Source organism: Brevundimonas sp. (assembly GCF_047617075.1).
Classification (GTDB): Bacteria; Pseudomonadota; Alphaproteobacteria; order Caulobacterales; family Caulobacteraceae; genus Brevundimonas.
This window is the reverse complement of the sequence record NZ_JBLGCI010000010.1, coordinates 17,309-39,501: the sequence shown is the minus strand read 5'-3', so window position 1 is coordinate 39,501 and position 22,193 is coordinate 17,309. Positions and strand designations below refer to the sequence as shown.

Genomic DNA, 22,193 nt, shown 5'->3' with positions numbered 1-22,193 from the left:
GGGCGAGGCTTGCTGAAGCGGAAAAAGCCCTCCGATCCCAACCGGCTCCGGCCCATCTGTCTGGGGCTTCAGGGCGGCGGCTCGCACGGGGCGTTCCAGTGGGGCGTGCTGGACCGGCTGCTGGAGGACGGGCGGCTGGAGATCAAGGCGGTGACCGCCGCCTCGGCCGGGGCCATGAACGGCGCCGCGCTGATTTCCGGCATGGCGGCGAACGGGCGGGACGGCGCCCGCGAGGCCCTGGACAAGCTCTGGCGCGAGACCAACCAGTCCGGCGGCCGCAACGTCTTCGGCGACAGCGGCGTGTGGAACGCCATGACCAATCCCGGCTGGCTGAAGGAGACGCCGTTCTGGCGCTCGTTCAAGGCCATGGCCATGTCGTCCAGCCCCTATGAGTTCAACCCGTTCAATCTGAACCCGTTGAAGCGCGTCATCGACGCCTCGATCGACTTCGAGGCCGTACGCGCCTCGCCGATCAAGCTGTTCGTGTCGGCGACGGCGGTGAAGCACGGGCGACCGCGCATCTTCAAATCAGACGAGATGAGCGACGAGGTTCTGATGGCCTCGGCTTGTCTGCCCCACCTTTTCCACGCCGTGACCATCGACGGCGAGCCCTACTGGGACGGCGGCTATCTGGCGAATCCGGCGCTGTGGCCGCTGTTCTATGACGACACGCCGGACGACATCCTGCTGCTGCCGCTGAACCCGTTTGAACGGGAAGACACGCCAAAGGCGCCGGGCGAGATTATGGACCGCATGAACGAGATCGCCTTCAATGCGCCCCTGACCGCCGAGCTGCGCGCCGTGGCCTTCGTGCAGGAGCTGATCGAGGACGGTCAGCTGACCGAGCGGGCGCGCGGCCGCTACCGCCACATGCTGCTGCACGCCGTTTCGGCGGACGGCCATCTGGACGACCTGTCGCTGGGGTCCAAGTTCAACACCGAGTGGACCTTCCTGCAGAGCCTGAAGGCGCGCGGCCGCGAGGCGGCGGACCACTGGCTGGAAAACTGCCTGCCCGCCGTCGGCGAGCGGTCCAGCATGGATATGAAGCGGTTTCTCTAGGCGGTCAGGCCAGCGGCCTCGTCCTCGCGGCGCCGGCGCGTCTCGATCAGGCGCACGCACCAGATCGAGATTTCGTAAAGAACGATCAGCGGGAACGCCAACATGCTCTGGCTGATGGGATCCGGCGGCGTCACGAAGGCGGCCACCACGAAGATGCCGACGATGGCGTATTTGCGCCCCTTGGACAGGGCCTCTGCGCTGACGATGCCCGCCAGGCCCAGAAGCGTCATCACCACCGGCAACTGGAAGCAAAGGCCGAACGCCAGCAGCAGGGCCGTCACCAGATTCAGATAGTCCGACACCCGCGTCATCAGGGCCACCGACACCTCGGCCGTGGCGATCTGCTGGCTCAGCGAGAACCACATGACGAAGGGCAGCATGATGAAATAGACCATCGCCGTTCCGATCAGGAACAGGATGGGCGCGGCCAGCAGGAACGGCAGGAACGCCTTGCGTTCGTTGCGATACAGGCCCGGGGCCACGAAGCCGTACAGCTGCCAGGCCAGGATCGGGAAGGTGATGACGATTGCGCCGAAGGCCGCCAGCTTGATCTTGGTGATCAGGAACTCCAGCGGCGCGGTGGAGATCAAGCCTACGGCTGAGCCACCCTCGGGCAGCGGCGTGACCCCGGCGGTGGCCAGGATAAGCTCCAGCGGGGATACCCCCTCCCCGCCCGACGCCTCGTGCAGGGCGAAGGCGGCGGCGAACGGCTTGACCAGGAACACATACAGCGGCCCGGCGAAGGCGAAGCACAGGATGAAGCCGAGGATGAAGGCGGCGACACAGACCAGCAGTCGGCTGCGCAGCTCGGTCAGATGCTCCAGCAGCGGCGCGCGCGAGGATTCGATCTCGGCTTCCTCGTCCTCGGGGCGGGTCATGAGCCGGCCTCAGGGGTCTTCTTCGCTGCGGGCTTCCGACGCGGCGCGGATTTCGCAGGTTTCTCGGCCACAGCCTTGGCGGGCGCCGACGTGGCGCTGGCGGCTTTGGGCTTGGACTTCGCAGCCGGTTTAGCCTTGGGCTTCGCGGCGGTGGACTTCACAGCGGCGGAAGTTTTCGGCTTCGCGGTCGCGGATCTGGGCGCCGCAGTCTTGGGCGCAGCGGCCTTAGTCTCGGCGGGCGCCGCAATGGCCGGGGGCGCGGCCGGGGCCGGCGGATCGGAGGCGCCGTAGCTGGTGGGCACCACCGGCTTGTTCAGATCGTCGCTGATCTGGCGGAACGCGGCTTCGGTCTCGGCGCCCAGGGGCTTGGCCAGGTTGCCGGTGCGCAGGGCCTCGACCTCCTTGCGCAGTTCATCCAGTTCGGACTGGCGCGCCATCTCGTCGAAGCTGGCGCGGAAATCGGCCGCCATGCCGCGCGCCTTGCCCATGAACTGACCCACCCGCCGCATCAGCAGCGGCAGGTCTTTCGGCCCCACAAAGATGAGCAGGATGATGCCGATCAGCAGAACTTCGGTGGCGCCGATGCTCGGACCCAGACCGCCCATGAATCAAGCCCTCTCCGCGAACGCGGTCAGCGTTGGGCTTCGTCTTTTTCGGCCTCGGTGCGCGGCAGGGCGCCGGCCGGGGTCTCGTTCTTCTTGTCGTCGTCGCCGCCGGACAGGCCGTCCTTGAAGGCGCGAATGCCCTTGGCCGCGTCGCCCATCAGGCCGGACAGCTTGCCACGGCCGCCGAAGAGCAGCAGCACGATGACCGCGATGATGATTATCTGCCAGATGCCGGGCTGCATGAGGTCTCGTCTCTGAATCCGAAAGCGGCGGCGGTATGCCGACGCGAACTACAGGTGATCATATAGGGCATCGTCGGGGGGCAAGCCAAGAAATCCGTTGCCCCGGCGCGGCATATTATCCCTGTGCGGATCGCACGAACGGGGACGGCGTGCGTTAAGGGTGACGGAGACGAGCCACACAACGGGGACCGACATGCATGCGGATTTCGTCATCGTCGGCGGCGGCGCCGGGGGCCTTCTGCTGGCCGCGCGACTGGGCAGGAAACTGGGCCGACGGCAGGGGCGACGCCGGGTGTTGCTGGTCGACCGGTCGCCGATTCATATCTGGAAACCCAGCCTGCATGAGATCGCGGCGGGCACGCTTGATGCGCATCAGGAGGGACTGTCCTACCCGATGCTGGCGCGGCGTAATCACTTCAAATTCAGCCTGGGCGACATGGCCGGGATGGATGCGAAGGGCAAGCGTCTGACGCTGGCGGAAATGCGCGACCTGGATGGCAAGGTGATCGTGCCAGAGCGGGTCGTGGGGTTCGAGCGGCTGGTGCTGGCGACCGGCAGCGGCTCGAACCTGTTCGGCACGCCGGGAGCGGCCGAGCATGCTCGCCTGCTGGAGGACACCGAGGACGCGCGCGTTTTCCAGCAGCGCCTGACCACGGCCTTCATGGCCACCGCCTTTTCAAAGGAGCGCGTGCTGAGGGTCGCCATTGTCGGGGCCGGGGCGACAGGGGTGGAACTGGCCGCTGAACTGCTGGAGGCCCACGACGCGTTTCAGGAGGCCCTGGCCCACGATCAGCAATTCAGGCTGGAGGTCACCATCGTGGAGATGGCGCCCCGCATCCTGGGCGGCCTGCCCGAGCGGGTGGCCGATCAGGCGGCCGCGGCGCTGGCCCGGAAGGGCGTGCGGGTGATGACCGAGGCGAAGGTGGAGCGGGTGCGCGCCAATGGGCTCGACACGTCTCAAGGCGAAGTTCCCGCCGATCTGATCGTCTGGGCGGCGGGGGTAAAGGCGGACGAACGGAACACGGCGTTCGGCCTGAAGACCGGGAAGCTGAACCAGTTCGTCACGGACGAATGCCTGCGAACCTCTGAACCCGGGATCTGGGCCATGGGTGACTGCGCCGAGACGCCCGGCGCGAACGGCCGTCCCCTTCCCGCCCGCGCCCAGGCCGCGGCGCAGCAGGCGGACTACCTGGCCGAAGCGCTACAAGCGGATGCAGCGGGTCGGCGCAGCGGCAAGGCGTTCGTCTATCGGGACCACGGCTCTCTGGTTGCGCTGGGCGACGACGAGGCGGCCGGGTCGCTGATGGGCGGCCTTTTGGGCGACCGGTTCTTCATCGAGGGTCTGATGGCGCGCTGGGCCTACATGTCGCTGCATCTGGACCACCACCGCCGCATTCTGGGTCCGGTGCGGACGGCGGTGCTTGCGCTGGCCCGGCTGATGCACAACCGCATATCAGGCCGGCTCAAGCTGCACTGAGCCTCAATACAGCAGGAAGGGCTGTCTTTCCTCGATCCACGCCGCCTCGTCCAGCGTGGTCAGGGCGTCCAGATCGGCGGGCGTCGTGGCGGGGTCATCGACCCATTCACGCAGGGCTGGGCCGCCGTTGATCACGTCGATGGGCAGCTTTCCGAAGGCGTATTCATACGGGAAGTCGCGCCACAGGTCGTAGTCGGGATACAGCCGCCGGATCGCCTTGAAGCCCAGCGCCTGCACCCGCCACGGGCGGAAGGCGGCGTGGTCGTAGTGCGGGCCGTCCACGTGGATCTGCACGCCGCTGCACAGCTTGCCCACGTGCTTGTGGAAGGTGGGCTCGAACCACATGTCGCGCAGCACGCAGCCGCCCAGCCAGTCGGGCGCCAGGGCCTGCATTTCGGCGATCACGGCGCGGGCGTCGATGTCGGGAGCGCCGAACAGCTCCAGCGGCCGCGTGGTGCCCCGCCCCTCCGACAGAGTGGCGCCCTCCAGCATCACCGTGCCCGCATAGGCGCGGGCCATGGACAGGTTGGGCGCATTGGGGCTGGGGTTCACCCAGGCCCGCTCCAGCAGTGGCCAGCCGTGGCCGGGCGCCTGATCGGGCATCCAGTTTTCCATCGTGATGACATGGCAATCCACGTCGATCCTGAAGTGATGGATGAACCAGTGGCCCAGTTCGCCCATGGTCAGGCCGTGGCGCATGGGGATGGGTCCGGCGCCCACGAAGCTCTCCCAGCCGGGCCGAAGGGTCAGACCCTCCAACGGCCGCCCCGCCGGATTGGGCCGGTCCAGAACCCAGACGGATTTGCCGTGTTTCTGCGCCGCCTCAAGCACATAGAGCAATGTGGTGACGTAGGTGTAGATGCGGCAGCCCAGGTCCTGAAGGTCGATCAATATGACGTCGAAGGTCTCCATCCACTCGTCCTTCGGACGGCGGACCTCGCCATAGAGGCTGAACACCGGGACGCCGTGGATCGGATCGCGATAGTCCGGGCTCTCCATCATGTTGTCCTGAAGGTCGCCCTTCATGCCGTGCTGAGGGCCGAACAGGGCGGTCAGGGTGATGTCGTCGCAGGCCGCCAGGGCGTCCACCGCGTGGGTCAGGTCCGCCGTCACCGAGGCCGGGTGGGCCAGCAGCGCCACCCGCCGCCCCTTCAGGTCGCGGCGCAGCGCGGGATCGGACAGCAGGCGATCGAGGCCGAATTTCATGCGGAGCTCTCGGGCAGGGTCAGGAGGAATGAGTCGGGATGGTGAAAGTCGGGCTTTTCCGCCGGATGCGCCAGCGCCCAGTAGCTGATGGCGCCGTCGAGGGTCTCGATCACCGCCGTCAGCCCGATCCGCCCGTCCACTTCGGGGGGCAGGATGAGGTCGGTCGTAAGCACGAAGGTCTCCGGTGTCTGGCGGGTGACGATCATCGGCGCGGGCTGTTCCAACGGGCACATGCCCTCACGATAGCCGTCGAACCCATAGGCGGCCCAGGCGCCGGAGGGCGACAGATTGTACTCCGCATAGCCCTGGCCGCACCCGGCGAACGCCTCGAAACAGGTGGTGCGCCACAGGCCGTCGGCTCTGACTCTGGCTGTGGGCTTGGGAAGACGCAGGGCGGCGATCAACCCGGTGACGCGGTATTCGATGTTGAGGACGACGCCCGTGCGGCGGGCCTCGACCTGAATCTGCAGGCCGGCGGACGACGTCGCAGGGTGCGGGACCAGTTCGACCGTGATCTCCGAATCCGGCCTGGAGAATATTTCGCCAGAATCGTCCGAAATGGTCCCCTCCACAAATGCGGCGCTCCCTGCCGCTGAAAGAGCGGCTGCGCACGAGCCACTCGCTTTAACACGCCCGGAAACAGGGGGTGAACGTCATTGTCTTCAACCATGCGCGCGGGTCGTGCTAAAGGCCCTGCTCCCCAACGCTCAAGCCGCTTTGACCATGACCGACACCGCCTTCAAGTCCGACTTCCTCAAGACGCTGTCCGAGCGCGGCTATATCCATCAGATCACCCATCCGGTCGAGCTGGATGCGGCGGCGAGTTCGGGCGTGGTGTCGGGCTACATCGGATTCGACGCCACGGCGCCGTCGCTGCACGTGGGCTCGCTGATCCAGATCATGATGCTGCGCCGCCTGCAGCAGGCGGGGCACCGGCCCGTCGTGGTCATGGGCGGGGGCACCACCAAGGTGGGCGATCCCACCGGCAAGGACGCCTCGCGGCCCCAGCTGACCGACGCCGACATCGCCGCCAATATCGCCAGCATCCGCACGGTGTTCGAGAAATTCCTGACTTTCGGCGACGGCCCGACCGACGCGGTCATGATCGACAACGACAAGTGGCTGTCGAAATTCGGCTATGTGGAGTTCCTGCGCGAGTACGGCACGCAGTTCACCGTCAACCGCATGCTGGCCTTCGACTCGGTCAAGCTGCGGCTGGAGCGGGAACAGCCGATGACGTTCCTCGAGTTCAACTACATGCTGATGCAGTCGGTGGACTTTCTGGAGTTGAACCGCCGCCTGAACGTGACGCTGCAGATGGGCGGATCGGATCAGTGGGGCAACATCACCTCCGGCGTGGACCTGGTGCGGCGGATGGATCAGAAGTCGGCCTTCGGCCTGACCACCCCCCTGCTGACCACCGCGTCTGGCGGCAAGATGGGCAAGACCGCCCAGGGCGCCGTGTGGCTGAACGCGGAACAGCTGAGCCCGTATGATTACTGGCAGTTCTGGCGCAATGTGGACGACGCGGACGTGGGCCGGTTCCTGCGCCTGTTCACTGATCTGCCGCTGGACGAGATCGCGCGGCTCGAGGCGCTGGAAGGCGCCGGGATCAACGACGCGAAGAAGACCCTGGCCGATGCTGCGACCACGATGCTGCATGGAGCGGATGCGGCGCTAAAAGCCCGCACAACATCAGAAGAAGCCTTCGAGAAGGGTCACGCCACAACGGACCTGCCGACCCAGGAGTTCGTCTGGGCAGGGACGCCGGAGGAACAGGAACGGCATGGAGGTCCCTTCCAGAAGCGACAGGCGGAGGCCCTTTTGAAAGCTTCCGAACTGTCACCTTCGATCGGGCAGGCTCGAAAGAAGATTCAGAACGAGGGTGTGTGGATCAATGACAATCTCATCAAGGATCCGAGCCAGTGGTTCGGTCTCGATGATATTGATTCCGACGTCGGTGCCTTCAAGGTGAAGCTTGGCAAGCGTGGCCAGATCGTGCTCGTAAAGCCCATCTAAATTCCGCTCATCCCCGCGCACGCGGGGACCCAGATCGGAGCAGGCTCAGTCGTGGCCTTTTACACCTACATTCTGGCCAGCCGCCGAAACGGCACCCTCTACACCGGCTCGACCGACGGTCTCATCGCTCGCGTCAGTCAACACAAGGCGAAGACGTTAGATGGGTTCACGGCGCAATACGGCGTGGATCAGTTGGTCTGGTTCGAGGTTCATGAAACCCGAGACGGCGCTTTCCGTCGTGAGCGGCAAATCAAAAAATGGAAGAGGCGCTGGAAGGTGCAGATGATAGAAGAGCACAATCCCGACTGGCGTGACCTGTATGATGAGGTGCGACTCGGCAATCTCAGAGATGCGTCAGACTGGGTCCCCGCGTGCGCGGGGATGAGCGGAAGAGAAGAGTGATGGAAATTATTGAAGGCGCCCCCGCCCCCGCATTCGACATGCCCACGGACGGCGGCGGCCAGGTCAGCCTGGACGGGCTGAAGGGCCAGTGGGTGGCCCTTTATTTCTATCCCAAGGCGGACACGCCCGGTTGCACCAACGAGAGCAAGGACTTCTCGGCGCTGAAGACGGCGTTCGGGCGCGTCAACGCCGTGGTGATCGGGGTGTCCAAGGATCCGGTGAAGAAGCTGGACCGGTTCAAGGACAAGCACGAACTGAACATCACCCTCGCCTCCGATGAAGGCGGCGACGTCTGCGAGCGTTACGGCGTCTGGGGCGAGAAAACCCTGTACGGCCGCAAATTCATGGGCATCGAGCGGGCCACCTTCCTGATCGATCCCGAGGGTCAGGTCCGCCGCGTCTGGCGCAAGGTCAAGGTGCCCGGCCACGCCCAGGCGGTGCTGGACGCGGTGAATGGCGCTTAACCCCGTCCTTTTACGCGGCTGTCACGGCCATCGTTCATAATGATTGACGTATCGTTGGTTGATAGACGTCAGTCCGTGCGAAATACACGCGGCAGGCGAAGTTAACCCCGGTGAGCATCGCGGGCGGTGAATCCTGGCGCCCGCAGGCCGTCTTTCACGTGAACGCTCTTGCGCCAGCTGGACTGTTCACGGATAACGACCGCCTGACGTTGGGGGACGTTAACTGATGATTAGGACTTTCGCTTCCCGGCTCTCGGACCTGATAGAGCGAATCTTTCCGGAGCGGCATCTTTACCTGAGATGCAACGGCGAGACCCGGGGCTATGTGCTGACAACAGGCCGCCAGATGTTGATGGCCGGGACCGCCGCTGTCCTCGGCGGATGGATGGCGGTCTCCACCGGCGGTTTCGCCCTGACCGCCATTTCCGAAAGCCGCGCCGAAGCTGAGGTGGTCCGCGCACGCGCCGCGTCGGAACGGGTCAACGCTGACCTTCAGGCGCGTCTGGAAAGCGCCGTCATGCGCATGTCGGCGACCACCGGGTCGCTGGAGGAAACCGCCCAGATGGTCGAGCGGCGCCACGCCGCCCTGACCCAGGTCATGGGCATGTTCAACGGCATCCCGGGATCGGAAGAGGTTCTGGCCCCCGCCGCGCCGCTGGACCCCGACAACAACTCTCCCATTCGCCGCATCGCCGCCATACAGACGGATCAGGAACGCCTGATCGCCCGCGCGGAGTCGTTCGCGGACAACCGCGCCGAGCGGCTGCGTCTGGCGTTCCGGCTGGCCGGCTTGAACCCCTCGGCCTACGCCGGGGCCGGGACGGCGCTGGGCGGACCGCTGGTGGAGGCGCGGGATCCGCGCGCCCTGGCCGCCGTGCTTGACGTGGACGAAGCCTTCGCCATGCGCATCCGCAGCGCGGCGGACAATCTGTCTGACATGCGCAGCCTGGCAGACGCCGCCGAGCGGCTGCCATTCGATCGTCCGGTAGGCGCGGCGCGCACCACCTCGGGCTTCGGCGTCCGATTTGATCCCTTCAACGGCCGTCCGGCCCTGCATCAGGGCCAGGACTTCGCCGCGCCGCGCAACACGCCGATCCTGGCCACCGCGCCGGGCGTGGTGTCCTTCGCTGGCGTGCGCGGCGGCTATGGCCGCACGGTCGAGATCGACCACGGCGGCGGGTTCAAGACCCGCTTCGCCCACCTGAATTCCATCGCCGTCCAGCCGGGCCAGCGCGTCGCCGTCGGCCACCGGATCGGCGGCATGGGCACCACCGGGCGCTCCACGGGCGTGCATCTGCATTACGAAGTGTGGATGAACGGCCGACCCCAGAATCCCGCCCGCTTCATGAGAGCCGGAGAGCAAATTGTTCAACAAGACTAAGCCCGCCGCCAAGCCCCTGCGGTCTGAAGAGCCCATCCCGCCGCTGCCTGACCTGCCCTCCCCCAGCCAGGCCAAGCGCCCCGCGACGACATCCGCCGCGCCCCAGCAATCCGCCTCGATGCCGTCGCAGGTTCCCACGGGCAAGGGCCTGTCGACCCTGTCGGCGGACCTGACGTTCGAGGGCAACGTCTCCGGCGCCGGCGACCTGCAGGTGGACGGCACGGTCAAGGGCGATCTGCGCGTCGGCCGCCTCATCGTCGGCGAAACCGGCGCGGTCGAGGGCAATGTCTCGGCCGATTACGTGGAAGTGCGCGGCCGCATCGTCGGCGGCGTCAACGGCAAGCAGATCAAGCTGCTGGGCACCGCCTATGTCGACGGCGACATCACCCACGAACAGCTGTCCATCGATGTGGGGGCCTATTTCCAGGGCCGCTGCATTCAGGGACGTCGCGACGCCGCGCCGTCCGCCGCTCCGGCCTCGACGCCTTCGCCAGCTCAAGCGCCTGCGCCGTCCGCCTCTTCGTCGGCCGCCCCCGCCAGCACACCGGCGCCCGCTTCGGCGTCCGCCCCGTCCGGCGACCAGACCATCCAGCCCTTCCAGGCCAAGACTACGGCTTAAGTCGGTTACCTTCTCCCGTTGGGAGAAGGGGGAACCCGCGCACCGGAGCGCTTCAGCGACCCGGTGCTGGCGCGGGGGTTGAGGGTCGAGCGGTTCAGAAGTCCGCCAGCCGACCCTCACCCTGCGCGCGAAGAAGCGGTCTGCTCCGCATCCCGCTGCGCGCAGCCCTCTCCCAGTGGGAGAGGGATCAATCCTCGGCCGCCTCGCCGCGCTTGTCGCCGACGCGGGCGGCCAGGGCCGCGCCCATGAAGGCGTCCAGATCGCCGTTCAGCACGCCGTCGGTGTCCGACGTCTCCACGTTGGTGCGCAGGTCCTTGACCATCTGATAGGGCTGCAGGACGTAGCTGCGGATCTGATGGCCCCAGCCGATGTCGGTCTTGGCGTCGGCCAGCGCCTGGGCCGCCGCCTCGCGCTTCTGAAGTTCCAGCTCGTACAGGCGCGCGCGCAACATCTTCCAGGCTTGCTCGCGGTTCTGGTGCTGTGAGCGCCCGGCCTGGCAGGCCACCACGGTGTTGGTGGGGACGTGGGTCAGGCGCACCGCCGAGTCCGTCTTGTTGATGTGCTGACCGCCGGCCCCGGAGGCCCGATAGGTGTCGGTGCGCACGTCCGACGGATTGATGTCGATCTCGATGGTGTCGTCCACCACCGGCGACACGCCGATGGAAGCGAAGGAGGTGTGCCGCTTGGCCGCCGCGTCGAACGGACTGATGCGCACCAGCCGGTGCACGCCCGATTCCGACTTCAGCCAGCCATAGGCGTTGGGGCCTGAAATCTGGATGGTGGCGGACTTGATGCCCGCCTGTTCGCCGTCGGTCTCTTCCTGAATCTCGACCTCATAGCCGTGCGCCTTGGCCCAGCGGCTGTACATGCGCAGCAGCATGCCGGCCCAGTCGTTGGACTCGGTGCCGCCGGCGCCGGAGTTCACTTCCAGATAGGCGTCGTTGCCGTCCGCCTCGCCCGACAGCAGGGCCTCCAGCTCGGCGCGGGCGGCGCGGTCCTTGATAGATTTCAGGCTGGCGCGGGCGTCCTCGAGCGTGGCCTCGTCACCCTCTTCATCGGCCATTTCGGACAGCATGACGGCCTCTTCCAGACCGTTTTCCATCTCGCGCACGGCGTTGATCTGGGCTTCCAGACGCGAACGTTCGCGGCTGACGGCCTGGGCCTGATCAGGGTTGTCCCACAGGGTCGGGTCTTCGACGCGAGCGTTCAGCTCGTCGAGTTTTCGGAGCGCAGGCTCCCAGTCAAAGACGCCTCCTGAGCAGAGCCAGGCTCTGCTCGATGTCGGCCTTGGCGGCCTCGACATCCGGTCTCATCGCATATCTCCCGAGCGAAAAAGGGCGCGCCGCCCGAGGGATTCGGGCGGCGGCGGAAAGGTGATCTAGTCGGTCAGTACAGTCCGCTCAAGTCCTCGGCCGGTTCCTGGGCCGGGGGCGCGGGCTGGGTCGGGGCCGGAGCGGCCTGTTGTTCCTGGGCCCGACGCTGGGCCTCACGCTGCGCCTCGGCCTCACGGCGCAGCACGTCGGTGTAGGCCTGCGGCCCGTCCCAGACCTGGGGTTCGGGCGCGGCTTCAACCACCCGCTCGGCGCCGGGGCGGAAGGCTTCCTCGATGCCGTTGACGGTGCGGAAGATGGCGTTTCGCGGCCGCACGAACGGACGGGCAGGCCGCTCCTTCAGCGCCTCGGTCATGAAGTTGATGAAGATGGGAACGGCCGTGGCGGCGCCCGCCTCGCCCGATCCCAGCGACCGGTTGTCGTCATAGCCGACGAACACGCCCACCACGATGTCGGTGGTGAAGCCCACGAACCAGGCGCTGCGGTATTCGTTGGTGGTGCCGGTCTTGCCCGCCACCCAGCGGCCCAGGCCGCGCGCACGCACGCCGGTGCCGCGCTGGATAACGCCTTCCAGCATGGAGCTGATCTGATAGGCGGTGATGGGGTCGATGACCTGTTCGCCGCGCGGGGTCAGGCGGGGCGAGGCGCCGCCGTCGAAGCCGCGCCCGCAGGTGCGGCAGCCCCGGTCATCGGCGCGATAGACGGTTTCCCCGTTCCGGTCCTGAACCAGTTCGATGAGGTAGGGATCGACCTGGCGTCCGCCGTTGGCGAACGCGGCGTAGGCGGCGGTCAGCCGATAGGGCGTGGTCTCGCCGGCGCCCAGCGACAGGGACAGGTTCGGCGCCATGTCCTCGGCCACGCCCATCCGTTCGGCCAACTCCACAACATTGTCCATGCCGACCGCCTGGGCCAGACGCACGGTCATCACATTGCGCGACAGCTCCAGACCCCGACGCAGGGTCTGCGGACCATAATACTGGCGGCTGTAGTTCTCTGGCGTCCAGCGCTGACCGTTCGCGCCGCCCGGGAACGATATGGGGGCGTCCAGCACCACGCTGACCGGCGTGAAATCACCCTCGAGCGCGGCGGCGTACACCACAGGCTTGAAGGCCGAACCGGGCTGGCGCTCCGCCTGGGTGGCGCGGTTGAAGCTGGACAAGGCATAGGAATAGCCGCCCACCATCGCCAGAACCCGCCCGGACTGCGGCTCGATGGCCACCAAGGCGCCGTTCACGTCAGGCACCTGTTTCAGGGAAAACTGGCCGCCGTCGGCCGGCTCCACGAAGATCAGGTCGCCGACCTCGAGCCCGTCGCCCGCCCGAGCCCAGGCCACGTCGGCGCTCAGCAGGGTTCCGGTTTCGTCGTCCTCGGCCGTCCGGATACGCACCGTATTGCCGCTGACGCTTTCCACCAGAGCGGCGCGCCATTCCCGGCGCTCCGGCGGCGCGGATTGCTCGGACGCCGCCTCGCGCCAGTCGTCGGACGGATCCACATTGCCCCAGGCCCCGCGCCAGCCGTGACGTCGGTCGTAATCCTCCAGCCCCTGCATCAGCGCGATGCGCGCGGCGGACTGCAGCGACGGATCCAGCGTGGTTCGCATGTAATAGCCGCCGGCGTTGATGTTCTCGCCGAACATGCCCAGAGCCCGGCGGCGCGCCTCTTCCACGAAGAAGTCGGCGTCCCGATACTGAGCCCGGCGCGGCGCGTCCTGGGTCGTCAGCGGACGGGCCCGGGCGGCCTCGTAGGCTTCCTCGGTAATGAAGCGGTTGGAGCGCATGGCGCCCAGCACCCAGTTGCGGCGGTCCAGCGCGGCCTCGGGCCGGCGGATGGGGTGATAATTGTTCGGCCCCTTGGGCAAGGCCGCCAGGAACGCGGCTTCATCGACCGTCAGCTGGTCCAGCGACTTGCCGAAATAGTTGAAGGCGGCCGAGGCCACGCCATAGGACCGATAGCCTAGGAAAATCTCGTTCAGATACAGTTCGAGAATTTGCTCCTTGGACAGCGTCGCCTCGAGGCGGCTGGCCAGAATCGCCTCGCGCAGCTTGCGGCCGATAGTGCTCTCGTTGGTCAGCAGGACGTTCTTGGCCACCTGCTGGGTGATGGTGGAGCCACCCTCCAGCCGGCGCCCCTGCGCGGCGTTCAGCACGTTCTTGAACATGGCGCGGCTGACGCCGCCCACATCGATGCCGCCGTGCTGGAAGAAGTTGGAGTCCTCGGCCGCCAAAAACGCCTGCACCACATGGGCCGGGATCTGGTCGTAGGTCACATAGATGCGGCGTTCCTGCGAGAACTCGCCGATCAGGGTGCCGTCGCCCGCATAGACGCGCGTGGCCGTGGGCGGACGGTATTCCGCCAGCTCGCCCGCGTCGGGCAGGTCATGAAACAGCCAGGCCGCATAGATGGCCAGCAGCACCCCCGCCAGGGCGATGGCGCCCAGCAGGCCGATGCCGGCCAGAACGAACCAGCGTTCGCCGATCGTCTTCACGCGGAACTCCGAAAAACGCCCCATGCGGCCGGTATTAGCCCGCGTCCGCCGAGGGCGCCAGTGGGCAGCTGGAGGATCGCCGCTCATGTGGCCGCGAACACGTTTGCGTCATGCCGCCCCCCTCGTGACGGCTTCGGCGTTATGCTCGGTGACGTTGTATGCCGGGACAGGAGGATCGAATGACAGAACCGACCACGGTGGAGGGTATACTGATCGTGGGGCAACGCCGCCCGCCCGGCAGCACGGGTCCATTCGGCGGAGGCGGCGGAGGCCTCGGTGAGGGGGGGATGAACAGCAGGAAGTTCCCGAAGACCCGGACGCCGCCGGCAGCCCCAACGATCCCTGCATAGCCCCGGAAACGCGCCTGGAATGGAACGCCGATGCGGCTGCGGCGGAGGCCTTATCCGAATTCTATGCAAAAGCCGAAGAACTGCAGGATGATGGGCTCTATGAACGAGAGTTCGGAGCAATGGTTTATGGCGATGAGTTTGGTAACGTGTGGCTCGGCCCTATTACACCCGGCCCGAAAATGGCTGGCACTGTCGTTATTGATGATACGGTGATCACGCCCGGCACACTTTTAGGATTCATACATACTCACCCCTCCCCACAAACTGAGCCATCTGCGGGAGATTGGAATTTATTTAATCAGTATTACGAGTACGTGGGAGGCGAATCTGGACGCGGAAATTTGCTGAGAATGTACGTGGTTTCTCGCGACAATTCTGAAGAACCAAACTCACTTTTCCGAATTCGGATTTACACCAACGATTCGGATCAAAGCAGCGACAGCCCCGGACCAGAAGTCAATCCGGAGGGTCAGCCATGTCCGTAGTCTTCGCTCGCTTGTATAGTCTGATTCTCGCTGTATCACTCATCGCCACCGCAAACATTTCTCTCGCAGAAGATAATGTTGATTTTCTAGAGAGATTGAAGATGCTGAGAATTCAAAATGAAAATCCACAGGCAATCGCGATTATCGAAAGAGATATTGACGAAGAAGCCGCAGGATATTCATTTTATCAGCTCTCTCGCACGGGAGATGGTCAGACAAATTGGATCGTTCGTCGAGAATTTCTGCTTGGGCGGTCTGAAAACGCGATTTCTTGGGCAGACATGTCCGAGTGTCCGCAGGTTTTCGGATTGATCGACTGGATGGAGAGAATCCAAATTCCCAGCATCAGGTTTTCCCGATTTCAACCGGTCGCACCACAGGGGGCAAACCTAACTCCACCTATCCCTGCCTTGCATCGAGATCTGATCGTTCTGTGGGGGCGCAGCCGTCAAGGCGACCACGAGTACGTGGAGGTCACGATAGAAAGCCGTGGAGGAGTCCTCGCAAATTGGTCGGAAGCCTTGGTCAATGACTTGGCCCCTTGCTGGAAACCCGTCCCTTCGAACTGACCTTGCTAGCGTCCGCCGCCTGCCTGGCCGGCGCCCGCGACCATCACGCTCTCGTCCGGCTGGTCAAAATAGCGGTCGATGCCCTGGGCCACGGCGCGCATCAGCCGTCGGCGGCCGCTTTCGTCGGTCAGAAGCTGTTCGTCGTCCGGATTGGTCATGAAGCCCATCTCCAGCAACAGGGCCGGAACGTCGGGCGCCAGCAGCACCTCGAAATTGGCGTCCCGATGGCTGCGGCCCAGCATGGGGTGGCCCGATCCTTCCAGATGGGTCAACAGAATGCGCGCGGCATGGGCCGAGCGGTTCTGGGTGGCCCGCTGGGTCATGTCCAGAAGGATGCGGTCAACGGAAGGGTCACGCCCCGGCAGTTGCAGGTCGGCGTGCCAGTCCTGACGGCCCGTGGCCACGCGAATCGCCCGCGCCGAGCCCTGCTCCGACAGAGTGTAGACGCTGGCGCCGCGGGTGGTGTTGTCGTTGCCCGCGTCGGCGTGCAGCGAAATGAACAGATCGGCGTCGGCCTCGCGCGCGATGGCAACCCGGCGCGACCGGGTGACATAGACGTCGGAGGTGCGGGTCAGCATGACGCGATAGCCGCCGATGCGCTCAAGCTCATCTTTGAGGGTCAGGGCCGCCTGCAGGGTCACGGCGCTTTCGTTCACGCGCCCGCCCAGGGTTCCGGGATCGTGCCCGCCGTGGCCGGCGTCGATGACAATCAGCGGGGGCCGGGTCCGCGCCTGGGCCGACGCGGTGTAGCGGGGCGGATTGCGGTCGGGCCGGGCGGCGATCACGGCGTCGGTGGCCTTCAGGTCCACCACATAGCGATAGTGGTTCACCCCGTCGCCGGGTGGCAGCAGGAAGCGGCGCTCCACCTCCGCCCCGCCCGCCAGATCCAGCGTCAGTTCGGCCCCGCCGCCCGCGCCGCGCATGGCGTAGCCGCGCACCAGACCCAGGCCGCGCCCTTCCACGCCGCGACCGGCCGACACGCCGGACAGGCTCAGGACGACGCGGCCGCCCTCCCCCGCCTCGACCAGATTGCCACTGGCGGTGCGCTCCATATCGATGACGATGCGGGTCCGGTCGGCGTCGCCGCCGAAGCGCACGCGCAGCACATCGCCCTGGGCCCCGGTGGCGAAACCCGTGTTCGCCGCCAGGACGGCGACGGAAAACACGATCAGCGCAGCCAGGATCAACAGGCCGCGCCGAACGCCGCCTCCTTGCCCCGCAAAGCTTTCAACCATTCGCGACATGCGCGATGCACCCACCGGAAACAGAACCTTTGGCCCGATCATGCCACATCGTGGTGTGCAACGGGTTAAGGCGGACGCCGCTTTCCATTCGGCTCGCGCATCACTATGCTATGCACAGGTCGTCCGCCGCGAAGGTGTGCGGACGGTCCTTTTCCGCCTTATCCGACGGGTTTTCCGGACCATCCGGCCGACTCGCTCACCTGAGGCCGCAAGCGCCGCGTGCGCACCGGTCTTGGAGCAACGATAATAATCATGGGCCTGACGCCTTCCGTCTCCCCGCAGCCTGACGACGCAGCCGGCGCCCCTCGCGCCCGCGTCCGCTCGGCCTATGGATCGACGCGGGCCATGCCCCTCATGTCATACCGGCGAGCCGCTCGCGCCTTCCTCATGGAAGGCCGGGGACCGGCGCGCCCTGGAGATACCCTTAATGTCGAAGACAATGCTGATCGATGCGGCGCACGCGGAAGAAACGCGCGTCGCTATCGTGGACGGCCGCCAGGTCGAGGAATTTGATTTTGAATCCAAGGCGCGGCGACAGCTGCGCGGCAACATCTATCTGGCCAAGGTCACCCGCGTAGAGCCCAGCCTGCAGGCGGCCTTCGTGGAATACGGCGGCAATCGCCACGGCTTTCTGGCCTTCAACGAAATTCACCCGGACTACTATCAGATCCCGGTCGCCGACCGCGAAGCCATCATGGCCGAGACGGACGACGACGGCGACGAGCATCTGGAGCGTGAAAGCGCAGACGACGAGTCCGAGGGCGGTCCGGCCGAGGAAGAACGCCTGAAGCGTCGCCTGATGCGGCGCTACAAGATCCAGGATGTCATCAAGCGCCGCCAGATCCTGCTGGTGCAGGTCGTCAAGGACGAGCGCGGCGCCAAGGGCGCGGCCCTGACCACCTGGCTGTCGCTGGCGGGCCGCTACTGCGTGCTGATGCCCAACACCGGCAAGGGCGGCGGCATCTCCCGCAAGATCACCCAGGCCACGGACCGCAAGCGCCTGAAAGCGGCGGCGGCGGCCCTGGAAGTGCCCAAGGGCATGGGCCTGATCATCCGCACGGCCGGCGCCAAGCGCACCAAGGCCGAGATCAAGCGCGACTACGAGTATCTGCTGCGCCTGTGGGAGACGATTCGCGAGACGACCCTGAGCTCCAACGCCCCCTCGCTGATCTACGAGGAAGAGAACCTTGTCCGCCGCGCGGTGCGCGACATGTTCGACAAGGATTTCGACGGCATCCAGGTGGAGGGCGAGGAGGGCTGGCGCGAGGCGCGGGACTTCATGCGCGTGCTGATGCCCTCCCAGGCCAAGAAGGTGCACCTGTACAAGGGTTCCAAGCCCCTGTTCGCCGCCCAGGGCATCGAGGACATCCTGCACCAGATCCACCAGCCGGTGGTGCCCCTGAAGTCCGGCGGCTATCTGGTGATCAACCAGACCGAGGCCCTGGTGGCCATCGACGTCAACTCGGGGCGCGCCACCAAGGAGCGCAACGTCGAGCAGACGGCCTACAAGACCAATATGGAAGCGGCCGTGGAGGCCGCCCGCCAGCTGCGCCTGCGCGACCTGGCCGGCCTGGTGGTCATCGACTTCATCGACATGGATGAGTCCAAGAACAACCGCGCCGTGGAAAAGGCGCTCAAGGACGCCCTGGCCGCCGACCGCGCCCGCATCCAGATGGGCAAGATTTCGGTCTTCGGCCTGATGGAGATCAGCCGCCAGCGTCGCCGCATCGGCGTGCTGGAAGGCGCCACCGAGGTGTGCCCTCACTGTCAGGGCGCCGGCCGCATCCGCTCGGTGGAATCGGCGGCGCTGATGGCGCTGCGTCTGGTGGACATCGAAGCGGGCAAGGGCGGCGCCGGATCCATCAACCTGCGTCTGTGCACGGCTGTGGCCCTGTACGTCCTGAACCACAAGCGCGCCTATCTGAGCCGTCTGGAGCAGCAGCGCGGCCTGTTCGTCAATGTGATCGTGGACGACAGCCTGGCCCAGAACGAGCACGTCATCGAACGCACCGAAACCAATGAGGACTTCGAGGCGCCTTATCAGGACACCGCCCCCGCTCCCGCCGATGATTTCGATGATCTGGCGGTCGAGGACGACGGCGATGAGGACGAATTCGAGGACGAGGAGTCCGACGAGGACGACGACTCTGATCGTGACGGCGGCCAGCGCAGCGAGGCGCGCGACGGCAATGACGACAGCGGCGAAGGCCGGGGCCGTCGCCGGCGCCGTCGTCGGCGCGGCGGACGTGGCGGCGAGGACGACGAGTCCGGCTCCGCTCCGGCGCGCGAAGGCGAGACCTTCGAGGCCGCCAGCAATGACGACGAAGGCGGCCGTCGCCGTCGCCGTGGACGTCGTGGCGGTCGGCGGTCGCGCGAAGAAGGCGATCGCGATTCCTACACCTGGGTGCGCGGCCGCACGCCGTCGGTCCAGGATCCTTACGTCTGGTTCAATCCGCTGGACCTGATGGAGGGCGGACGTCCCGAACGCGCCGAACGGCCCGAGCGTGAAGAGCGTGAGGAGCGGACCGAAAAGCCCAAGCAGCCGCGCCGCAGCCGTCATGAGGCCGCCAAGGCCCGCGCTGCGTCCGAAGGCATGACGCCTGAAGAGGCGAAACCCCAGGTGGAGCCGGACGCCGTGTCCGCCCCGGTCGCGGACGCCGTCGAAGCGCCCAAGCGCCGGCGCGTCCGCCGCAAGCCGGCCGCCGACGTGGCTGGCGAGACGCCGGAGACCCCAACGGTCGATACCCCCGTTGCGGACGAGGCCCTCGTGCAGGCGACGCAGCCTGAGCCGGAGCCCGCCGCACCCCAGGCCGCGCCTGCGCCGGAACCGACGCCCGAGCCCGTGGTTGCGCAACCGGCCTCTCAGCCGGAGCCGGAAGCCAAAGTCGACGTCGCCGCGTTGATCGAGGCGGATGACGCCCAGATTTCGGCGCCGCCGACCAAACCCAAGCGCGGGTGGTGGCGCCGATGAGCCGGGATCGCTAGATTGGGTTGAACGCGGGGGCGTAGTCGAGGAGTTCGCACATGGCCTGGCCTCGTCGTCTCTTGTCCGGCGTCGCAGCTGCAGTGGCGGTCACCGCCGGACTGGGCGCCGCCGATTCCGCCTCCGCCCAGTCGATCATTCGGGATACCGAGGTCGAGGCCATCATCCGTGAATGGTCTGATCCGGTGCTGGACTCCATGGGTCTGGAGCCGGACGACGTCACCATCCTGCTGATCAACGACCCGACGCTGAACGCCTTCGCCACGCGCGGACAGATCATGGGCTTTCACACCGGCCTGATCCTGGAGACGGACACTCCGGGGCAGCTGCTCGGCGTGATCGCCCACGAGGCGGGCCACATCAAGAACCGCCATACCCTGCGGGACGGCGCCTCGGATGCGGGCATGCAGCCGTTCCTGGTGTCCATGGCCCTTGGGGCCCTGGCCATCGCCGCCGGCGCGCCAGATGCCGGCGCGGCCCTGCTGGGCAGCTCAGGCTATTTCGGCACCATCGGGGCCCTGCAGTACATGCAGAGCCAGGAGGGCGAAGCGGATCTGACCGGCGCCCAGGCCCTGGATCGCGCGGGACTGTCTGCGCGCGGCCTGGTTGAGTTCTTCGAGGAGTTCCGGGCGCAGGAAGTGTTCTCCGACGCCCGTCGCTATCCCTATTTCCGCAGTCACCCTCTGTCATCGCGGCGGATCGAGAACCTGCGGCGGCCGGTTGAGAACCTGCCCAACTATAACGCAGCGGAGCCGGCGCAGTGGGCTGACCAGCACGCGCTCATGCTGGCGAAGATCGAGGCGTTCCTGAACCCGCCGGCGCAGACGTTCCGCAAGTACCGCGAAAGCGACACCTCCCTGCCCGCGCGCTACGCCCGTGCGATCGCCTGGTATCGCCAGGGGGAAACCGCACGTGCGGTCGAGGCGGTGGACGCCCTGATCGCGGAGGACCCTGAGAACCCCTACTACTGGGAACTGAAGGGCCAGATCCTGTTCGAGGCCGGGTCGCCTGCGGACGCGGCCCCCGCACACGAGCGCGCAGTTCAGCTCATGCCTGAAGATGCGCCCCTTCTGCGAATCAATCTGGCCCACGCCCTCATTGAGACCAATGATGAGACGGTGCTCGACCGGGCCATCACCGAATTGCGCCGCGCCACCATCGATGAGCCCAACAATCCCATGGCCTGGCGCCTGATGTCCCAGGCCTATGCGAGCCTCGGCCTCGAGGGCGAAGCGCGGCTGGCCTCGGCGGAGTATCACTTCTCGGTAGGCCAGCAGCGTCAGGCGACACAGTTCGCCCTGCGGGCCAGGGACATGCTGGAACCCGGCACGATCGAATGGCGACGGGCCGTGGACATCGTCCTCGCCTCCGGGGCCACGCCCGAGGATCTGCAGGATCTGGATCGGCGTCAGGAAGAACGGCCACGGTCCCTGCGTGAAGAGGTGACGTCCCGTCGCCTGTCGCACGCCCCGGCGCATCAGCACTGAGTCTTCAGGAGTTTCCATGACCGACGACGCCGACCGCCCGGCCGGGCGCCCTTCTGACCGTTCCGGCGGCTGGCTCCGCGATCCGCGACTGGGCGCCGTGGCTCTGGGCGTGTCGGTGGTCGCGCTGGGCGTCTCGGCCCTGCCCTTCCTGACCGGCGGCGACTTCGACGGCCGTGTGCGCGCCTATCTGCTGAACAACCCCGAGGTTCTGGAAGAGATGCTGCAGGCCCGGCAGGTCCAGCAGCAGGCGGCGGGCAATGAGGCGATCAATGCGGCCATCACCGCCGATCCCTCCCTGATCGCCCATGATCCTCGCGATCCTGCGGTGGGGCCGGCCCCGGAGCAGGCCACCGCGACGGTGATCGAGTTCTTCGACTACCGCTGCCCGGGCTGCAAGTCCGTGTCGCCGGGCCTTCTGGAGCTGATCCAGTCCAATCCCGACGTTCGCTTCGTCTTCAAGGAGTGGCCGATCCTGGACCGAGGCGACGACGCCACGTCCAACTACGCTGCTCGCGCCGCGCTGGCGGCCCATGCGCAGGGCCGCTACCTGGAGGTCCACCAAGCCCTGATGGCCGAACCGGCGCTGGACGTGGAGGCCGTGGACCGGGTTCTGCAGGAAGCCGGTCTGGACATGGCCGCCGCCCGCGTCTTCATCCAGTCGGACGAGGCCCAGTCCCACGTGGCGCAGATCTATGAGACGGCGCGGCGTATGAACCTGCAGGGCACCCCGACCTTCATCGTCAACGGACGCGCCACCGACGGTATCGATCCGCGCGTCGTGGCGGCGGCCATAGCCCAGGCGCGTGATTCCGCTCGTCCGGGGCCGGCGCCCGGCTCGTCAGCCGGCGCGGACACGGCAGCATCCGCCCCATAGGGGCTGAGGTGGTTCCGGAATCAATGAAGCCCG

19 protein-coding genes are annotated in these 22,193 nt (G+C 66.5%); 11 read left to right on the top strand and 8 right to left on the bottom strand.

Features of this window, described 5'->3' with window-relative positions; genetic code table 11:
* Nucleotides 1–9 precede the first annotated feature (9 nt).
* Nucleotides 10–1,059 carry a patatin-like phospholipase family protein gene (locus tag ACI8U3_RS11290; RefSeq protein ID WP_415014976.1) on the top strand — a complete coding sequence of 350 codons (1,050 nt, stop codon included), beginning with the start codon at nt 10–12 and terminating at the stop codon, nt 1,057–1,059.
* On the opposite strand, the gene tatC is transcribed toward ACI8U3_RS11290, so the two are convergent.
* The 3 genes from tatC to tatA are packed head-to-tail and all read right to left on the bottom strand — an operon-like array spanning nt 1,056 to nt 2,784.
* Nucleotides 1,056–1,937, bottom strand: a complete 882-nt coding sequence (gene tatC / locus ACI8U3_RS11285; RefSeq protein WP_415014975.1) for a twin-arginine translocase subunit TatC — start codon at nt 1,935–1,937, stop codon at nt 1,056–1,058. The genes ACI8U3_RS11290 and tatC overlap by 4 nt on opposite strands.
* Nucleotides 1,934–2,542, bottom strand: a complete 609-nt coding sequence (gene tatB, locus ACI8U3_RS11280) for a Sec-independent protein translocase protein TatB (RefSeq protein WP_415014974.1) — start codon at nt 2,540–2,542, stop codon at nt 1,934–1,936. The genes tatC and tatB overlap by 4 nt, the downstream gene beginning before the upstream one ends.
* A 26-nt stretch (nt 2,543–2,568) precedes the next feature.
* Complete coding sequence (gene tatA, locus ACI8U3_RS11275) at nt 2,569–2,784, bottom strand: twin-arginine translocase TatA/TatE family subunit (RefSeq protein ID WP_415014973.1); 216 nt, start codon at nt 2,782–2,784, stop codon at nt 2,569–2,571.
* Between the two features lie 193 nt (nt 2,785–2,977).
* Between tatA and ACI8U3_RS11270 the strand changes: the two genes are divergently transcribed.
* Nucleotides 2,978–4,261, top strand: a complete 1,284-nt coding sequence (locus ACI8U3_RS11270; RefSeq protein ID WP_415014972.1) for an NAD(P)/FAD-dependent oxidoreductase — start codon at nt 2,978–2,980, stop codon at nt 4,259–4,261.
* Between the two features lie 3 nt (nt 4,262–4,264).
* Here the strand turns inward: ACI8U3_RS11270 and ACI8U3_RS11265 are convergent, their stop codons facing one another.
* Both ACI8U3_RS11265 and ACI8U3_RS11260 read right to left on the bottom strand, forming a co-directional pair.
* On the bottom strand, nt 4,265–5,467 hold the full coding sequence (locus tag ACI8U3_RS11265; protein WP_415014971.1) for an exo-beta-N-acetylmuramidase NamZ domain-containing protein: 1,203 nt from the start codon (nt 5,465–5,467) through the stop codon (nt 4,265–4,267).
* The gene (locus ACI8U3_RS11260; RefSeq protein ID WP_415014970.1) at nt 5,464–6,039 is read right to left on the bottom strand and encodes a DOMON-like domain-containing protein; all 576 of its coding nucleotides are present in this window, start codon (nt 6,037–6,039) and stop codon (nt 5,464–5,466) included. Before ACI8U3_RS11260 ends, ACI8U3_RS11265 begins: the two co-directional genes overlap by 4 nt.
* 151 nt (nt 6,040–6,190) lie before the next feature.
* Between ACI8U3_RS11260 and tyrS the strand changes: the two genes are divergently transcribed.
* The 5 genes from tyrS to ACI8U3_RS11235 all read left to right on the top strand — a co-directional run bounded on the left by tyrS (nt 6,191) and on the right by ACI8U3_RS11235 (nt 10,352).
* Nucleotides 6,191–7,486, top strand: a complete 1,296-nt coding sequence (gene tyrS, locus ACI8U3_RS11255) for a tyrosine--tRNA ligase (RefSeq protein WP_415014969.1) — start codon at nt 6,191–6,193, stop codon at nt 7,484–7,486.
* A gap of 51 nt (nt 7,487–7,537) precedes the next feature.
* The gene (locus tag ACI8U3_RS11250; protein ID WP_415014968.1) at nt 7,538–7,888 is read left to right on the top strand and encodes a GIY-YIG nuclease family protein; all 351 of its coding nucleotides are present in this window, start codon (nt 7,538–7,540) and stop codon (nt 7,886–7,888) included.
* Nucleotides 7,888–8,352 carry a thioredoxin-dependent thiol peroxidase gene (gene bcp, locus ACI8U3_RS11245; protein WP_415014967.1) on the top strand — a complete coding sequence of 155 codons (465 nt, stop codon included), beginning with the start codon at nt 7,888–7,890 and terminating at the stop codon, nt 8,350–8,352. The genes ACI8U3_RS11250 and bcp overlap by 1 nt, the downstream gene beginning before the upstream one ends.
* A 226-nt stretch (nt 8,353–8,578) precedes the next feature.
* Nucleotides 8,579–9,733, top strand: a complete 1,155-nt coding sequence (locus ACI8U3_RS11240) for a peptidoglycan DD-metalloendopeptidase family protein (protein WP_415014966.1) — start codon at nt 8,579–8,581, stop codon at nt 9,731–9,733.
* Nucleotides 9,717–10,352 carry a bactofilin family protein gene (locus ACI8U3_RS11235; protein ID WP_415014965.1) on the top strand — a complete coding sequence of 212 codons (636 nt, stop codon included), beginning with the start codon at nt 9,717–9,719 and terminating at the stop codon, nt 10,350–10,352. Before ACI8U3_RS11240 ends, ACI8U3_RS11235 begins: the two co-directional genes overlap by 17 nt.
* 187 nt (nt 10,353–10,539) lie before the next feature.
* Here the strand turns inward: ACI8U3_RS11235 and prfB are convergent.
* Together prfB and ACI8U3_RS11225 are read right to left on the bottom strand one after the other, a co-directional pair.
* Nucleotides 10,540–11,665 (bottom strand): peptide chain release factor 2 gene (gene prfB / locus ACI8U3_RS11230; RefSeq protein ID WP_415014964.1). Its coding sequence is split into 2 segments (ribosomal slippage): nt 10,540–11,595 and nt 11,597–11,665, totalling 1,125 coding nucleotides; the frame shifts between segments, so codons are not numbered across the junction.
* Nucleotides 11,666–11,738: 73 nt separating this feature from the next.
* Nucleotides 11,739–14,192, bottom strand: a complete 2,454-nt coding sequence (locus ACI8U3_RS11225; protein ID WP_415014963.1) for a penicillin-binding protein 1A — start codon at nt 14,190–14,192, stop codon at nt 11,739–11,741.
* 801 nt (nt 14,193–14,993) lie between these two features.
* On the opposite strand from ACI8U3_RS11225, the gene ACI8U3_RS11220 reads away from it, so the two are divergent.
* On the top strand, nt 14,994–15,572 hold the full coding sequence (locus ACI8U3_RS11220; protein ID WP_415014962.1) for a hypothetical protein: 579 nt from the start codon (nt 14,994–14,996) through the stop codon (nt 15,570–15,572).
* A gap of 5 nt (nt 15,573–15,577) precedes the next feature.
* Here ACI8U3_RS11220 and ACI8U3_RS11215 read toward each other — a convergent pair whose 3' ends face one another.
* Nucleotides 15,578–16,759: an N-acetylmuramoyl-L-alanine amidase family protein gene (locus ACI8U3_RS11215; protein WP_415014961.1), complete on the bottom strand. Its 1,182-nt coding sequence runs from the start codon at nt 16,757–16,759 to the stop codon at nt 15,578–15,580.
* A 484-nt stretch (nt 16,760–17,243) separates the two neighbouring features.
* Between ACI8U3_RS11215 and ACI8U3_RS11210 the strand changes: the two genes are divergently transcribed.
* The 3 genes from ACI8U3_RS11210 to ACI8U3_RS11200 are packed head-to-tail and all read left to right on the top strand — an operon-like array spanning nt 17,244 to nt 22,160.
* Nucleotides 17,244–19,787, top strand: a complete 2,544-nt coding sequence (locus tag ACI8U3_RS11210; RefSeq protein ID WP_415014960.1) for an Rne/Rng family ribonuclease — start codon at nt 17,244–17,246, stop codon at nt 19,785–19,787.
* 53 nt (nt 19,788–19,840) lie between these two features.
* Nucleotides 19,841–21,286, top strand: coding sequence for a M48 family metalloprotease (locus ACI8U3_RS11205; protein WP_415014959.1), 1,446 nt, complete (start codon nt 19,841–19,843; stop codon nt 21,284–21,286).
* A 16-nt stretch (nt 21,287–21,302) separates the two neighbouring features.
* Nucleotides 21,303–22,160: a DsbA family protein gene (locus ACI8U3_RS11200; protein WP_415014958.1), complete on the top strand. Its 858-nt coding sequence runs from the start codon at nt 21,303–21,305 to the stop codon at nt 22,158–22,160.
* Nucleotides 22,161–22,193 lie beyond the last annotated feature (33 nt).

Bases quoted from the DNA above. Each gene is read 5' to 3' on its own strand.
- tyrS (WP_415014969.1), top strand. From the start codon at position 6,191: ATGACCGACACCGCCTTCAAGTCCGACTTCCTCAAGACGCTGTCCGAG.
- ACI8U3_RS11240 (WP_415014966.1), top strand. From the start codon at position 8,579: ATGATTAGGACTTTCGCTTCCCGGCTCTCGGACCTGATAGAGCGAATC.
- ACI8U3_RS11220 (WP_415014962.1), top strand. From the start codon at position 14,994: ATGTCCGTAGTCTTCGCTCGCTTGTATAGTCTGATTCTCGCTGTATCA.
- ACI8U3_RS11225 (WP_415014963.1), bottom strand. From the start codon at position 14,192: ATGGGGCGTTTTTCGGAGTTCCGCGTGAAGACGATCGGCGAACGCTGG.
- tatC (WP_415014975.1), bottom strand. From the start codon at position 1,937: ATGACCCGCCCCGAGGACGAGGAAGCCGAGATCGAATCCTCGCGCGCG.
- ACI8U3_RS11210 (WP_415014960.1), top strand. From the start codon at position 17,244: ATGTCGAAGACAATGCTGATCGATGCGGCGCACGCGGAAGAAACGCGC.
- ACI8U3_RS11205 (WP_415014959.1), top strand. From the start codon at position 19,841: ATGGCCTGGCCTCGTCGTCTCTTGTCCGGCGTCGCAGCTGCAGTGGCG.
- ACI8U3_RS11265 (WP_415014971.1), bottom strand. From the start codon at position 5,467: ATGAAATTCGGCCTCGATCGCCTGCTGTCCGATCCCGCGCTGCGCCGC.
- ACI8U3_RS11270 (WP_415014972.1), top strand. From the start codon at position 2,978: ATGCATGCGGATTTCGTCATCGTCGGCGGCGGCGCCGGGGGCCTTCTG.
- tatB (WP_415014974.1), bottom strand. From the start codon at position 2,542: ATGGGCGGTCTGGGTCCGAGCATCGGCGCCACCGAAGTTCTGCTGATC.
- bcp (WP_415014967.1), top strand. From the start codon at position 7,888: ATGGAAATTATTGAAGGCGCCCCCGCCCCCGCATTCGACATGCCCACG.
- ACI8U3_RS11200 (WP_415014958.1), top strand. From the start codon at position 21,303: ATGACCGACGACGCCGACCGCCCGGCCGGGCGCCCTTCTGACCGTTCC.
- tatA (WP_415014973.1), bottom strand. From the start codon at position 2,784: ATGCAGCCCGGCATCTGGCAGATAATCATCATCGCGGTCATCGTGCTG.